Raw genomic sequence first — 14,283 nt, forward strand, 5'->3', positions numbered from 1 at the left:
CCGCCGGCCGATGTTCGGAGGTGCACGTGTGATCATTCGACGGCGAGATCTGTTGCGTACCACCGCTGTCGGCGGTGTGAGCCTGGCGCTCGGCAGCGTGCTCGGTGCCACCGTCGCGGGGCGGGAGCGCAATGCGATGCTATTGGCCCCGACCAGAATCACCGACGCCCGGCTGGACCGGGCGCGGCTGGTCGCGCGGGACATCCTGGGCGTGGACGAGTCGGGCGCGAATCTGCGCACCCGCTACGGCCATCTGCTCTACGGCGGCGGCCCGGAACCGACGGCGCAGCCCCTCGATATCGCGGTCGTTGGCGCGGGCGTCGCCGGTCTGGCCTCGGCCTGGGTGCTGGCCCAGGCCGGTCACCGGGTGGTGGTGCTGGAGGGTTCGGACCGCATCGGCGGCCGCATCCGCACACTGCGCGACGAGTTCGCCCGCACCGGCGGTCACGCCGAAGCGGGTGCCATGCGCATTCCCACCACGCACGCCCTGACCATCGGCATGCTGCGTCGACTGCAGTTGCCCACGCGGCCGTTCCTGCTCGGCCACCCCGAGCGCATGGTGCAGGCGGGCGGGCGGCTGTCGACCCGGGCGGAATACGATCGGGATCCCGCCACCATCGCCGCGGTTTTCGGCCTGGACGCGGTCCCCGGACGCGCCCTGCTCGACGACGCGCTGACGGCGGCGCGCATCGACGCCGGATCCGATGTCGAGGACTGGGCCCGCTTCCTGGCCCGCTACGACGAACTGTCGCTGCGGGATTGGCTCACCGCGCGGGGGTTGACCGACAACCAGATCGACTACGTGGGATCCACCGAGGGCCTGACGGCGCGCATGGGTCTGAGCCTGACCCACAACATGATGACCGCGACCTATCTGAAGCCGGGCACCGAACTCGTCGAACTGGTGGACGGCACCGATCGGCTGACCTCGGAGCTGGGTTTCGCGGCGGTGGCGGCCGGGGTGGACCTGCGCACCGGCGCGGAGGTCACCGCCATCGACGGCGGCGACGCCCGCGTGCGAGTGACCCACGGACCGGACGCGGCCGTGCTCGAGGCCGACCGCGTGGTGGTCACCGCACCGTTCTCGCTGCTGCGGCATCTGACCTTCCGTCCGCATCTGTCCTACGGCAAGCAGCGCGCCATCGCCGAACTGCACCACGACGCCGCCACCAAGACCTTCCTGGAGTTCTCCACCCGCTGGTGGGAAGGACACGGCGGGGTGGATGTCACCGATACCGCGCCCCGGGTCACGGTGTACCCGTCGCATCCGGTCGGCGACGGCGGCGTCGTCATCGCCTCCTACACCTGGTCCGACGACGCCCGCGCCTGGGACGCGTTGACCCCGCAGCACCGCGCCGCCGAATGTCTGGACCACCTCGTCGAGCGCTACGGCGACCAGGTCCGCGCGGCCTGGACCGGCGGTTACGCCTCGCACTCGTGGGCGCAGGACCGCTGGGCGGGCGGCGAGGCCGCGGTGTACCTGCCCGGGCAGGCCGTGGAGATCGGTCCCGACACCCGCACACCGGAAATGGACGGCCGGGTCGTCTTCGCCGGAGACGGCACCTCCACCCGCGGCCGTGCCTGGATCGAGGGTGCGCTGGAGAGCGCGGCCCGCGCCTGCGCGGACCTGGGCGTCACCGTGCGCCAGACCTGACGCACGCCGTGCGATTGTGCATCGAGTGCCGGGACCTACCGGGATCGCTTGGGCCGCTTGTCCATCAGCCGCAGGATGAGCGGGGTGAAGATGAGCTGCATGGCCAGATCCATCTTGCCGCCCGGCACCACGATGCAGTTCGGCCGCGACATGAACGAATCGTGCAGCATGGACAGCAGATACGGGAAGTCGATCACCTTGGGGTCGGCGAAGCGGATCACCACGAAGCTCTCGTCGGCGGTGGGTATCGTGCGCGCGGTGAACGGATTCGAGGTGTCCACGGTCGGCACCCGCTGGAAGTTCACGTAGGTCCGGGAGAATTGGGGACAGATGTACTTCACGTAGTCGGGCATGCGTCGCAGGATGGTGTCGATGATGGCTTCGCTGGAGTATCCGCGTTCGGTCTTGTCGCGGTGCACCTTCTGAATCCATTCCAGGTTCACGATGGGCACCACGCCCACCAGCAGGTCCGTGTACCGCGCGACGTCGAGGGTGTCGGTGACGGCCGCCCCGTGCAGGCCCTCGTAGAACAGCAGGTCGCTGCCGGGCGGCAGTTCCTCCCACGGGGTGAAGGTGCCCGGCGGCTGCCCGTAGGGTTTGGCCTCGTTCTCGTCGTGCAGATAGCGGCGCACCATGCCGACGCCAGTCTCCCCGTAATCGCGGAACAGCGCCTCCAGTTCGGCGAGCAGGTTCGCTTCCGGACCGAAGTGCGAGAAGGACAGATTCCGCTGCTGTTCGGCCTCGGCCATGGCCATGCGCATCTCGTTGCGGTCGTAGCGGTGGAACGAATCCCCCTCCACGATCACCGCGTTGATCCCCTCACGGCGGAATATCTCCTGGAACGTCCGCGTGACGCTGGTCGTCCCGGCACCGGACGACCCGGTGATCGCGACCACGGGATGTTTGACCGACATGGAACCTCCTCGATTGCCGGACAACGGAATTGACCCCGATGGAGCGGCCCGGTCAGCGGCCCGCCGACCGGAACAGCGAGCGTGTTCCGAACAGCGAGGCGTCGAAGGACGGCCCCTCCTCGGGTTCGCGGTGGTAGCGCTCGATGCGCTCGACCTCGTTGCGGGAGCCGAAGATGAACGGGATGCGCTGGTGCAGCTCTTCCGGCCGCACCTCGAGCACCCGTTCGTCGCCCGTGGTCGCCCGCCCTCCGGCCTGTTCGACGACGAAGGCGATCGGATTGGCGCCGTACAGCAGCGAGACCCGCGGCGGCCGCTTGCGGGTGTCGCGCGGGTACAGGTACACCCCACCGCGGGTGAGGATGTGGAAGATGTCGGCGACCAGCGAGGCCACCCACCGCATATTGAAGTCCCGCTCGCGCGGCCCGTCCACGCCTTCCAGGCATTCGTGCACGTACCGGCGTACCGGCCGCTCCCAGAATCGCTCGTTGGAGGCGTTGATGGCGAATCCGGCGGTGTCGTCGGGAATGCGCATGCGCGGATGGGTGAGCACGAACGCGCCGATCTCCCGGTCCAGGGTGAATCCGTCCACCCCGTCGCCGGTGGTGAGCACCAGCATGGTGGCGGGCCCGTACAGGGTGAACCCGGCGCACACCTGCTGTGCGCCGGGTTGCAGGAAGTCCGCGGCCGTCGGTTCGCGCCCGTCCTCGGGGGCGCGCAGCACGCTGAATATGGTTCCGACGGGCAGGTTCACATCGATATTGCTGGACCCGTCGAGTGGATCGAAGGCCAGCAGGTACTTGCCGCGCCGCACCTCGCTTGGCACCGTGTGCACACCACTGAGCTGCTCGGAGACCAGCGCGGCCAGTGGCCCGGTCCACTGCGTTTCGGCCACCATCACGTCGTGGGCGATGGCATCCATCTTGCGGTGCACCGTGATCGGCAGATTGTCGGCCTCGGCGGCCCCGAGAGAGCCCACGATGGCACCCCGGGTGACCCGATTGGCAATGATCTTGGTTGCCGTGGCCAGCACATTCACCAGGGCCGAGAACTCCCCGGAGGATCCGGGATGCCGGTGCTCCTGCTCGATGGTGTAGCGGGTGAGGGTTTTCAGTCCTTCGGGCACGGGCCCTCTCATTTCATCACGGGGACGGCCCTTCCTGCGGGGCGTCCGCGAATACACTGCTGCCGTAGACGTCACTGTCGATGAGGGTGATCAGGTCGTCCCGACCGACGGGACGGTGCAGTTCGACCAGCCGCTTGGCCTGGCGCAGGCGGCAGCGGTCCAGGGCATTGCGCACGCTGCGGGCATTGGCGAAACGCGGGCGCGCCATCCGTAGTTCGAGGTAGCGCGAGAACGCGGCCACGGCGGGTTCGTCGAAGCGGAAGTTCTCCTGTCGCACCATGAGCTGGGCGATGCTCAGCAGTTCCGCGTGGGTGTAATCCGGGAACTCGATGTGGTGGGCCACCCGGGAGGACAGGCCCGGATTGGCGGAGAAGAAGGTCTCCATCCGGTCCGGGTAGCCCGCGAAGATGACGACGAGGGTGTTGCGCTCGTTCTCCATCTCCTGCAACAGGATCTCGATGACCTCCTGGCCGTAGTCGCGCTCGTTCTCCGGCCGGAACAGGTAGTACGCCTCGTCGATGAACAGCACGCCCCCGGCGGCCTTGGCGAGGGCCTCCTTGGTCTTGGGTGCGGTGTGCCCGATGAACTGGCCGACCAGATCGTCGCGGGTGACGGTGTGCACCTTGGGTTTCCGGATATAGCCCAGCGCGTGCAACATCTCGGCCATGCGCAGTGCGACGGTGGTCTTACCGGTGCCCGGGCCGCCGGTGAAACTCATGTGCATGGTGGGCCGGGTCGCCCAGAGGCCGAAGCGCTCACGAGCCCGGTCGATCAGCAACAGGGACGCGATCTCGCGCACCCGGAGTTTGACATTGGCGAGGCCGATGAGTTCGGCGTCCAGCCGGGCCAGGGTGTCCTCGACGTCCTTGCCCGCGATATCGGTGGACAGGTCGAGCAGGGCGTCGTCGGCGAGCAGGTGGTCGGCCGCCGGATCCTCGGATCGAGGATCCGGCGCGGCCGAACCGCGCATCGGGCCGGGGCTCGTGACCCCGGGACGGTGCATCTGAAACCCGGTCGCCGGACGTTCGGATGCAGGCTTCCGAACGGGCGGCGCCGTGTGGCGATCGGTACTCACAATCGGCCTCCCGCAGAGTAATACGGTCAGTCTCGATACCGCTCACCGGGTGGAGCCTCGGTGGCGTAGGAGTGAAAGCCATAGCGCTGCAATCGATCTCGATCCTCGGTGCGATCCAGCCGGAATCCCGGCTCGGTGGGTGGGCGCTGCACCAGGAAGCTCAGGGCGGTGGTCTGCCGCCCGTAGCCGGCGTCGTAGGCGTTCACGCGAATGTAGTGGCGCGGGAAGGTGGCCCGGCAGGCGTTGATCTCCGCGAGCACCCCGTCGGGTTCGTCGAGATCGAACAGCGGCAACCCCCACATCTCCCAGTAGCTGTTGCGGGGATGCGGATCGTCGGTGTACTCGATGGATACCGGCCAGTTCTCGAGCAGGGCGTAGCGCACCTGGGCGGCGATATCGGCATCGCTGAGTTCGGGCAGATGGGAGAAGGTGCCCTGACGCAGATACATTGCGACTCCTTGTCGTCGAGCGGTCAGCGACTGGCCGTGGGCACGGCGTCGGGCGCGTCGGTGGAGGTGTAGTCGAAGGTGACATCACCCCAGGTGGCCAGCGCCACCTCGAGCGGACGGCAGTGCTCGGCCGCCTGGCGCAGCACGTCCGGCCCCTCCTTCAGCAGGTCGCGACCTTCGTTGCGTGCCTTCACGACCGCCTCCAGTGCGACCCGGTTGGCCTCCGCGCCCGCGGCGATGCCGAACGGGTGTCCGATGGTGCCGCCGCCGAACTGGAGGATCACGTCGTCGCCGAACAGGTCCAGCAACTGGTGCATCTGCCCCGCGTGGATGCCGCCGGAGGCCACCGGCATGACGCCGGGCAGGCTGGCCCAATCCTGGTCGAAGAAGATGCCGTTGGTGGGATTGGCCGGAATGTAGTTGTCGCGCAAGGTGTCGTAGAAGCCCCGCACCGTGTGCGGATCGCCCTCGAGCTTGCCGACGACGGTGCCCGCGTGCACATGGTCCACACCGATGAGGCGGCACCACTTGGCCAGCACCCGGAAGCTCACGCCGTGGGTTTTCTGCCTGGTGAACGTGGAGTGTCCGGCGCGGTGCAGGTGCAGCAGCATCCCATTGCGGCGCGCCCACTTGGCCATGGACTGCATGGCGGTGTACCCCACGGTCAGGTCCATCATGATGATCACGCTGCCCAGGGATTTGGCGAACTCGGCCCGCTCGTACATGTCCTCCATGTCCGCTGCGGTCACATTGAGGTAATGCCCCTTGAGTTCCCCGGTTTCGGCGATGGCGCGGTTGACGCCCTCCATGGCGAACAGATAGCGATCCCGCCACCGCATGAACGGCTGCGAGTTGATGTTCTCGTCGTCCTTGGTGAAATCGAGACCGCCCTTGCACGCTTCGTATACCACACGTCCGTAGTTACGGGCGGAGAGTCCGAGTTTCGGTTTCACGGTGGCGCCGAGCAGTGGCCGGCCGTATTTGTTGAGATACTCCCGTTCCATAACGATTCCGTGCGCCGGACCCTGAAAGGTCTTGACATAGGCCACCGGAATGCGCATATCCTCCAGCCGCAATGCCTTGAGTGGTTTGAAGCCGAAAACATTGCCGATCACCGAGGAGGTGAGATTGGTGATCGACCCCTCCTCGAAGAGATCGAGATCGTAGGCCACATAGGCGAAGTACTCGCCGGGGCGGCCGGGCACCTCGTCGACCCGGTAGCACTTGCCGCGGTACCGGTCGTGCGCGGTCAACCGATCGGTCCACACCACCGTCCAGGTGGCGGTGGAGGATTCGCCGGCGACGGCGGCGGACGCCTCGACGGGATCGACGCCCTGCTGCGGGGTCACCCGGAAGACGGCCAGCACGTCGGTATCCTTGGGCTGATAGTCGGGAGCGTAGTATCCCATCGACGCATAGGACTGCACGCCCGGATCCCACCGGTCACGTTCTGGTGTGTCAGCCATTGTTCCTCCTGCTCGCGCCGGTGGTCGACTTGCGAATTCCAGGATGACGGCGGCGTTATCGACAAACAATTCGATTGTTTCTCGTCTCGCTCAACTATTTCGTCGAGTTTGCTACCGTCTGACGATGGGTACGGTCAGTGCGGTGCGGATGGAAACCTTTCTGGCCGTGGCGCGGCACAGCAGTATTCGCCGCGCCGCCGCGCAGCTGCACATCACCGAGGCCGCCGCATCGGCCGCCGTGGCGCACATCGAAAAGCAGTTGGGGGCCAAACTCATCGCCAAATCCGGTCGCGGCATCGCCCTCACCGAGGCGGGCCGCATCTACGCTGATTACTGCCGCAGCATCCTGGGCCTGATGAACGAGGCGCACGCGGCGGTGCAGCGGGCCGAGACCGGTCGGCTGCGCATCGGGGTGGTCGCCACCGCCGGGGAGTACGTGCTGCTGCGGCTGCTGGCGTCGTTCCGCACTCGTTATCCGGATGTCGAGGTGGGCTTGTCGATCCACCCGCGCGATGTGCTGTTCCTCGAATTGACCCATCACGAAACGGATCTCGTCATCGCGGGCAGGCCGCCCAGCGACGGCGGGCTGATCACCCGGGCGCTGCGCCCGAGCCGCCTGGTGGTGGTGGGCGCGCCGGGACAGTTTACCGACCCGGCTACCGTGACCTGGCTGTTGCGCGGCAAGGGATCCGGCACCCGTGACACCACCCTCGCGCTGCTGGACCGCCTGGAGATCGCGCCGCCCACCCTCACCCTGGGCACGCACGGCGCGGTGCTGGCGGCGGCGCGAGAAGGGTTGGGCATCACCCTGATTCACAGCGATGCCATCGACAGCGACCTGGCCGAGGGTTCACTGCAACTGCTGGCGGTCGAGGGCACTCCCCTCGACCGCCCGTGGCATGCGGTCACCACCCGCACCCCCACCCCCACCGCCCGACTGTTCCTCGGGCACATCACCGATCCGAACGCGGTGGGGGCGGCGGCCTTTCGTCGCTGTCACTCCGACCGCAGTACCTCCACGGTCTCCAACCGTCCGGCCCGATAAGCCGGATAGAGGCTGGCCAGGGCCACCAGGGCGAGCACCGCCCCCGCGGTCACGAGCAGCGGACCGGCCACCACGCCCCAGGCGAGTTGGAACCCGTAGAACACCGGAGACGCGGTGGCCTGGAGATGGATCAGGCCCAGTCCCCCGGCGGTTGCGAAGGCGATGGTGAGCCCGGCCAGCAGCGCCGCCTGTGTCAGCACCACGGCGCGCTCGGTGCCCACGGTGCTGCCGATGGCCCGCAGGACCGCGCGCTCGCGCCGCCGCTGCACCAGGGCGAGGACGAACACATTGAGCACGCTGATGCCCGCCGTGATCATCATGACGTAGCCGCTGATGGTGAACGGTTCGAAGAAGCGGGTGATGGCGCGTTCACCGGTCGTCCGCCAGGTGTCGTCGTCGTAGACCGACAGCCCCGCACCCAGTGCGAGGTAGTCCTCGCGGTGGGCGGCCGCGTCGTCGGCGGAGTCGTATCGGACGATCACCTGGTCCCGTACCGCCGCCCAGGCCCGTTCGGCCGTGGCCGCCGAGACCAGCACGATATCGCCGAGTGTGGAGTCGTTGATCACGCGCGGTCGGAACAGCCCCGCCACCCGGAATTCCTTGTGCCCCTGCGGTGTCGGCAGCGTCACGGTGTCGCCGACGCCGACGCCGAGGTGTCCGGCCGCCACGTCGCTCAGTCCGATCTCCCCCGCGCTCATGCCGCGCCACAGCGCTCGCGCGTCGGTGACGGTGTCGACCGCGGCCTCGGCGTACCAGCCGCCCGGGTCCACCCCGACCACGATGCGCGGTTCGGTGGCGGACGGGATCATGGCCGTCCACCGGGAGGCGATCTCCCGCCCGCCCGCGGCCCGTTCGATCAGCTCGAAGGTGGCGGGCGCTATGCGTCCGCGCCGCTGGTCCAGGATGGCCTGCGGCGCGATGACGAGGGCGTCGGAAAGCCGCTGCGCCTTCTGCTCGGCCACCTGATCGGCCGCGAGCCGCTGCACGCTGGCGGAGCCGACCGCCAGGCTGGTGCCCACGGTCATGACGGCCACGGTGGTGGCGAACAGGGTGGCGTAGCGGCGGATGTCGGCGGCCACGAGCCGTCCGATGCGCGGGTGGCGACGGGCCAGCAGGCCGGTCAGGCCGGTGGCGATGCGCGGTGTGGCCCAGAGGGTGACGGCCGCGACCCCGGCCAGTCCGAGGAACAGTCCGCTGCTGCCGAGATTCAGGTCCACCAGGCCGCGTTGGAAGCGTTCCAGCAGGGCCACCGCCCCCGCGATGGTGATCATGCCGAGGATGAGCACCCACAACCGAATCCGGCGACCGCCGCGCACCACGCCGAAGCTCGACATGGCCGCCAGCGGCCCGTCGCGGACCAGTCGCCAGGCCGGTCCGGCCATGGCCAGCACCCCGCACAGCACGCCCGCGCCGAGGCCGAGGCCGACCAGCCCGGGACTCCATCCGACGGCGATCTCGGCCCCGGAACCGTCGAGCATGGTGCGGCCGAAACGGTCGATGAGGAAATCGCCCAGCAGATATCCGCTGGGCACGGCGAGCAGTCCGCCGATCGCCCCGATGACCGCGCCCTCGCCGAGGAACCCGGCCAGCAGTGAGCGCGGTGTCGCACCGATCGCGCCGATGGTGCCCATGACCGCTCGGCGCTCCTCGATACTGAGCAGAATCGTATTGACCGCGATGAGGATTCCCACCAGGATCCCGCTCAGCGCCGTCAGGTTCAGGCTCTGCTTCGCGCCCGCGTAGACCACCGGGAGCTGTGGCCGCGGCGGTCCCGCGGTGGCCATGTCCGCCACGATGCGATCCACGTCGGCGGCGATGTCCGCACCCGGTGCGGGCAGCACGAACGCCGCCGTCACGAATCCGCTGCCGCCCAGCAGATCCGCGGCGCTGTCGGTGTCGGGGGCGAAGAGCACATGGCCGCCGTTGATGCCCGCCACCCGATCGAATTCGGGAAAGGTCCAGCCCAGGTGTGCGCTGCCCGCGGGCTGGCCGGGAATGCGCACCTCGTCGCCGAGGCGCAGTCCGAGCCGGTCGGCGACCACGGCGGGTATCTCGAACGGCACCCCGGGTCCGTCGGCGGGGCGTTCGGTGCGCGCTCGCTGCTCGCAGTCGAACGGCCCCACCAGCAGTTCGATGGTGCACGGCGCACCCATGACGAAGAACCCGTGCCGAGTACCGCCCACCTCGAGCGGAGCCATGCCCGCGACGAACGGCACCACGGCCTCCGCCTCCGGGATCTCCGAACGCAGGCGCTGCACCACCGCCACCGGCAGCCGCCCGGCGACGGTGGGTGTCACCTGGATGGCGCGATCCCCGGCATAGGCGGTGAGCGACGGTCCGAAGGCGTCGAAGGGCCGGGTCACCTCGCGCTGCAACTGCACCATTCCCAGCACCAGGGTGGCCCCGAGCGCCACCCCTACGACGCTGGAAATCGTTCTGCGCCAGTCGAAGAGCAGTGCGGTGAGATGGACCCGGCGGAAGCGCGCCCAGCCCGCCCCGACCCGCCTCACCGGTCCGGCTCCAGCGCCCGCTCGTCGGCCCGCCCGTCCACCAGGCCGATATGGCGGGTGCCGTAGGGCGAGGCCGCCGGGTCATGGGTGACCACGATGACGGCGGTGTCGTTCTCCTCGGCGAGTTCGCGCAGCAGCGACAGCACCGCGTCGGAGGATGTGGAGTCGAGATTGCCGGTCGGTTCGTCGGCCAGCAGCAGCGCGGGCCGCGCCACCATGGCACGCGCCACCGACACCCGCTGCATCTGACCGCCGGACAGCTCACCGGGCCGGTGCCGGGCACGGTCTCCCAGACCCACCCGCTCCAGCAGTTCCCGGGCGCGGGCATCCGCGGTACGCGCCGGGACGCCGTCGAGAACCAGTGGTAGCGAGACATTCTCGACGGCGTCGAGCATGGGCACCAGATTGAAGAACTGGAAGACGAAGCCGAGGCTGCGGCGGCGGAAGGCCGAGCGCGCGGTGGCGCTCAATGCCCAGATGTCCTCCCCCCGCACGGTGACCGTGCCGCTGTCGGGGGCGTCGAGCCCGCCCGCCACATGCAGCAGGGTGGATTTGCCCGCGCCGGACGGGCCGGTGACGATCACGAACTCCCCCGCCGACACCGTGAGGTCCAGGTCGCGCAGCGCGTGCACCCGCTCCTCACCGCGCAGGTACGACTTCGACACCGCGTTCAGTTCCAGCAGCGCCGTCATGCCGGGGCCGCTTCCGTCGCGGGGCGCACCCGCAACAGCAGCTGATGTCCGTTGCGAATGGTCTGCACCGGTTCCAGTCCGGCCCCGGCGACCAGTTCCAGCACCTGATCGGCGGTGAAATTGCTGGTGATGGTGTTGGTTCCGACGAACCGCTCGATGAGCCGGTCCTTCCACGGCACCCCGGGACTGGTCAGCACCGACAGCGACAGTTCCCCGTCGTCGGCCAGCAGTGCGGCCATATGCTTCAGCGCGAGCTGGGGCTCCGGGAAGACATGCAGCGCACCGTAGCAGCCCAGGGCGCGCACCGAACCCGGTTCCAGTCCGAGCGTGTTCACGTCCTGGATCAGCGACACCGCCCCGGGCACCCGCCGGAAGCGTTTGGCGTTCTTGCGCAACATATCCGGGGACAGGTCCACGAACAGCAGCGGCGGCAGCGTGCGCACCTTGGCCGAGCGGATGGCGAAGGTGGTGAGGCTGCCGTCGCCGACGCCGATATCCACGAAGGCCGCGCCCCGCTCGGCGGCGGCCGCCAACTGTCCGCCGTAGAAGCGCCCGAGCACGCCGAGTTTGCCGCTCCAGACGATCCAGAACACCAGCGTGGCCACGATCGGATACGCCTTGGAATAGATACGGTAGGCGAATCGCACTTTCTCACTGGCGATTTCGCGGCCGGTGTAGGTGTCGGCGGTGGCGTCGGCGTAGAGCCGCAGGCGGGTGTCGACCGGGCGCAGGCCGACCTCGCCCGCGGCGGTGACCAGTGCGCCGGTGTCGTCCTCGCGCAGCGGTTCCCGGGTGATCGGATGGACGAACGGCGGCAGCGCGGCCATCGCGGAGTGATCGGCACCGGTCCCGGTCAGCCCGTAGTAGTCGCGCACCAGCCGCGCGTACAGGCCCGCGGGCAGCAGGCGGCGCGCCCAGAACGAGGACCGCACGTCCCGGCCCACCCGATACACGGCGCGCGGCCGCCGCCGGGTCAGGGCGCGCAGCACGGCCGCGGCCACCACCTCCGGATCCTGGCCGTTCGCCAGGTGTTCGGCAGTGCGGCGGGACACTTCGGCGCTGACTGCCCGGTACACGCTCAGCTCGTCACCCCCATGCCGCGCCGCGGCGAGGATGCCGGTGCGGGTCCATCCGGGAATCAGCGTCACCACCTCGATTCCGAAGGGCGCGGCCTCCATGCGCAGTGCCTCGCCGAGTTTCTCCACCGCCGCCTTGCTGGCCGAGTACCATCCGCCGAACGGCTGTGCGACCCCGGCCGCGCCGGAACCCACCACCACGATCCGGCCGCTGCCCTGCCGACGCAGCACAGGCAGTACCGCCCGCGCCACCCGCGCGGTGCCGACGGCGTTCACGTCCAGCAGGGCGGCGGCCTCGGCCGGGGTGGTCTCCTCCACGGCACCGGCGAGTCCGTATCCGGCGCAGGCGATCACCGCGCGCACGGTGCGGTGCCGTTCCACGGCGTCGTCCACCCACAGCCGTACCGCGTCCTCGTCGCGCACGTCGACGGCCGCGATCGGGAACGGCGACCGCTCGGGCACCGCGACATCCGCGCCCACGACGCGGAATCCGCACTCGGACAGCAGTTTCCCGGTGGCCAGGCCGATGCCCGAGCCCGCGCCGGTGATGAGCACCACGCCGGGTTGTTCTTTCATATCGCTCGTACTCCTTCTGTTCGACTGGGCGGCTGTCGAAGCGCCCGCTGGCGACTCGCGTTCAGGCGCACACCAGCAGCGCCCGGGGCAGCACCTCGAGGGTCGCGCCCTCCACGACGGTGATCTCGCCGTCGAGTTCGAGCGGGCTGGGATATTCGGGACGCAGATCCACCCGGGCCGACCGTTCGCAGCGCGCCAGGGCGGAAGCGCGGAAGCGCCCGCGGTACAGACCCGCGATGAGGCGCAGTACGGCGGGCCGGGAGGCCGCCGACCAGATGTTCACGTCGAACCGCCCGTCATCGGCGGTGACCCCGGTGTCGTAGCGCATTCCGCCGGCGAAGTGCACGGACTTGAGGACGCTCACGGTGGTGACGGGCGCGTGCTGTCGCCACCCCTCGCCCCGGATATCCACGCGCAGCGGGTCGAAGGTGGCGATCGTACGCAGCGCGGTGTAGGCGATGGCCGCGTCGGTGGTGCGGGGTTTGAGCCACGCGGTGAGCCCGCCCGCCGTATTGAAATGGTGATTGCCCGCCGCGACCAGGCCCATACTGGCGTTGAGCAGGAAGTAGCGGATCCGGCGGGTGCCGTCCGGCAGCAGCATGGTGGCCTTGCCGACATCCACGCTGCGGGCCCGCTCCAGGTCGATGCGCGCGGGCACCCCGGCCAGCGTCCGGTCCGCGGCGGCGGGTTTGTGAAAGTCGTTGGAACTGCCCAAACCGATGGCCCCCAGCGCGATGCGGGGATCGCGCGGCCGGTCGACGGCCGGGTCCATGAGCGCGTTGAGCACCAACCCGACGGTGCCGTCCCCGCCCGCGGCGATCACCGCGTCATGTCCGGCGTCGACGGCGGCGCGCACCGCCTTCTCCGCCTCGGCCGCCGAATCCGGTGCGGCCGTGTCGATATCGGGTCGACGCTCGAGCAGAGCCTGTCGCACCTGCGGCCATCGGGTGGCGGCTCCGCCCTTGGCGGTGGGATTCACGACGAGAAACACGAGTCCTCCGGTAGTCCGAGCCAGTCGGCGAGGCCGTGCCAATCGCCGCTGGTGACGAGTGCGTTGTCGGTGCGGGCGTGCAGCAGGTACACCGGAATGCCGAGTGCGGTGGCGGGCGGATCCTTGTCCGGGTCGTTGCCCACCATGACGCACTGCTCCCCCGCGACGTCGAGCAGTTCCAGCAGTTCGCCGTAGTACTCGATGCGCGGTTTGGCCCGCCGCATGCTCTCCCCGCTGCAGATGTGCGCGAAGACCGCGGGATCGAGGCCACCCCAGCGCAATCGGTCCACGACGGTGCTGTGCGGCCACAGCGGATTGGTCGCCACCACCTGGCGCACCCCGCGTTCGGCGAGCAGATCGACCAGCACCCGCGCCGCCGGCACCGGATGGAAGCAGCGCCGCAGCCGGGGCAGTCCGGTGGCGGCCAGGGCACGGAAACGGCGGTCGGCCTCGGGAACCGAGACGGCCGCCCGCTCGGCGAGCAGGCGCACCAGCAGGTCGTGGTTGGTGAGCTCACCGTCGTTGCGCCGCACCTGATCCAGGGTGGCGCGCAGCATGGGCAGGAATCGGTGCGGCGGCAGCACATCTCGGAAGGCGGCGGCGGCCACCAACGGCATGAGCACTCCGAAGGTCCGCTGCCGCAGCCCGACCAGGGTGCCGTCCAGATCCCACAGCACCGTGGTCACCCCCGGGCGTCCCGGTAGCGGCATGC

The 14,283-nt window shown here is 69.3% G+C and carries 12 protein-coding genes; 2 read left to right on the forward strand and 10 right to left on the reverse strand.

The features are described 5' to 3' along the window. The first annotated feature begins 28 nt into the window (after window positions 1–28). Window positions 29–1,654: a flavin monoamine oxidase family protein gene (locus tag FOH10_RS13415; RefSeq protein WP_186000823.1), complete on the forward strand. Its 1,626-nt coding sequence runs from the start codon at window positions 29–31 to the stop codon at window positions 1,652–1,654. Window positions 1,655–1,689: 35 nt separating this feature from the next. Here FOH10_RS13415 and FOH10_RS13420 read toward each other — a convergent pair whose 3' ends face one another. From FOH10_RS13420 to FOH10_RS13440, 5 genes are all read right to left on the reverse strand, one after another. Next, entirely contained in the window at window positions 1,690–2,568 is an 879-nt protein-coding gene (locus FOH10_RS13420; RefSeq protein ID WP_029927640.1) for a phosphoribulokinase, read from the reverse strand. 52 nt (window positions 2,569–2,620) lie between these two features. After that, window positions 2,621–3,691, reverse strand: a complete 1,071-nt coding sequence (locus tag FOH10_RS13425; protein WP_143980940.1) for a class 1 fructose-bisphosphatase — start codon at window positions 3,689–3,691, stop codon at window positions 2,621–2,623. Window positions 3,692–3,707: 16 nt separating this feature from the next. Then, on the reverse strand, window positions 3,708–4,661 hold the full coding sequence (locus tag FOH10_RS13430) for an AAA family ATPase (protein WP_143980941.1): 954 nt from the start codon (window positions 4,659–4,661) through the stop codon (window positions 3,708–3,710). A gap of 131 nt (window positions 4,662–4,792) precedes the next feature. After that, a complete protein-coding gene (locus FOH10_RS13435; protein ID WP_143980942.1) occupies window positions 4,793–5,215 on the reverse strand; it encodes a ribulose bisphosphate carboxylase small subunit in 423 nt (140 codons plus the stop codon). 23 nt (window positions 5,216–5,238) lie between these two features. Then, window positions 5,239–6,681 (reverse strand): form I ribulose bisphosphate carboxylase large subunit, encoded by a 1,443-nt coding sequence (locus tag FOH10_RS13440; protein WP_029927633.1) that lies wholly within the window; start codon window positions 6,679–6,681, stop codon window positions 5,239–5,241. A 124-nt stretch (window positions 6,682–6,805) separates the two neighbouring features. On the opposite strand from FOH10_RS13440, the gene FOH10_RS13445 reads away from it, so the two are divergent. Beyond that, a complete protein-coding gene (locus tag FOH10_RS13445; RefSeq protein ID WP_244961958.1) occupies window positions 6,806–7,726 on the forward strand; it encodes a LysR family transcriptional regulator in 921 nt (306 codons plus the stop codon). On the opposite strand, the gene FOH10_RS13450 is transcribed toward FOH10_RS13445, so the two are convergent. The 5 genes from FOH10_RS13450 to FOH10_RS13470 form a co-directional block, all read right to left on the reverse strand. Beyond that, window positions 7,678–10,236 (reverse strand): ABC transporter permease, encoded by a 2,559-nt coding sequence (locus FOH10_RS13450; protein ID WP_143980943.1) that lies wholly within the window; start codon window positions 10,234–10,236, stop codon window positions 7,678–7,680. The genes FOH10_RS13445 and FOH10_RS13450 overlap by 49 nt on opposite strands. Beyond that, window positions 10,233–10,928 carry an ABC transporter ATP-binding protein gene (locus FOH10_RS13455; RefSeq protein ID WP_143980944.1) on the reverse strand — a complete coding sequence of 232 codons (696 nt, stop codon included), beginning with the start codon at window positions 10,926–10,928 and terminating at the stop codon, window positions 10,233–10,235. The genes FOH10_RS13450 and FOH10_RS13455 overlap by 4 nt, the downstream gene beginning before the upstream one ends. Next, a complete protein-coding gene (locus tag FOH10_RS13460) occupies window positions 10,925–12,580 on the reverse strand; it encodes a class I SAM-dependent methyltransferase (RefSeq protein WP_143980945.1) in 1,656 nt (551 codons plus the stop codon). Before FOH10_RS13460 ends, FOH10_RS13455 begins: the two co-directional genes overlap by 4 nt. A 61-nt stretch (window positions 12,581–12,641) precedes the next feature. Next, a complete protein-coding gene (locus FOH10_RS13465; protein ID WP_186000824.1) occupies window positions 12,642–13,571 on the reverse strand; it encodes a diacylglycerol/lipid kinase family protein in 930 nt (309 codons plus the stop codon). After that, entirely contained in the window at window positions 13,556–14,281 is a 726-nt protein-coding gene (locus FOH10_RS13470; RefSeq protein WP_186000825.1) for an HAD family hydrolase, read from the reverse strand. Before FOH10_RS13470 ends, FOH10_RS13465 begins: the two co-directional genes overlap by 16 nt. Window positions 14,282–14,283: the final 2 nt, after the last annotated feature.

The sequence above is a fragment of the Nocardia otitidiscaviarum genome (assembly GCF_007362295.1).
Lineage (GTDB): Bacteria > Actinomycetota > Actinomycetes > Mycobacteriales > Mycobacteriaceae > Nocardia > Nocardia otitidiscaviarum.

Excerpts from the sequence above, each read along its gene's own strand:
- FOH10_RS13455 (WP_143980944.1), bottom strand. The coding sequence starts at position 10,928 with ATGACGGCGCTGCTGGAACTGAACGCGGTGTCGAAGTCGTACCTGCGC.
- FOH10_RS13445 (WP_244961958.1), top strand. The coding sequence starts at position 6,806 with ATGGGTACGGTCAGTGCGGTGCGGATGGAAACCTTTCTGGCCGTGGCG.
- FOH10_RS13420 (WP_029927640.1), bottom strand. The coding sequence starts at position 2,568 with ATGTCGGTCAAACATCCCGTGGTCGCGATCACCGGGTCGTCCGGTGCC.
- FOH10_RS13435 (WP_143980942.1), bottom strand. The coding sequence starts at position 5,215 with ATGTATCTGCGTCAGGGCACCTTCTCCCATCTGCCCGAACTCAGCGAT.
- FOH10_RS13430 (WP_143980941.1), bottom strand. The coding sequence starts at position 4,661 with ATGCGCGGTTCGGCCGCGCCGGATCCTCGATCCGAGGATCCGGCGGCC.
- FOH10_RS13460 (WP_143980945.1), bottom strand. The coding sequence starts at position 12,580 with ATGAAAGAACAACCCGGCGTGGTGCTCATCACCGGCGCGGGCTCGGGC.
- FOH10_RS13470 (WP_186000825.1), bottom strand. The coding sequence starts at position 14,281 with ATGCCGCTACCGGGACGCCCGGGGGTGACCACGGTGCTGTGGGATCTG.
- FOH10_RS13440 (WP_029927633.1), bottom strand. The coding sequence starts at position 6,681 with ATGGCTGACACACCAGAACGTGACCGGTGGGATCCGGGCGTGCAGTCC.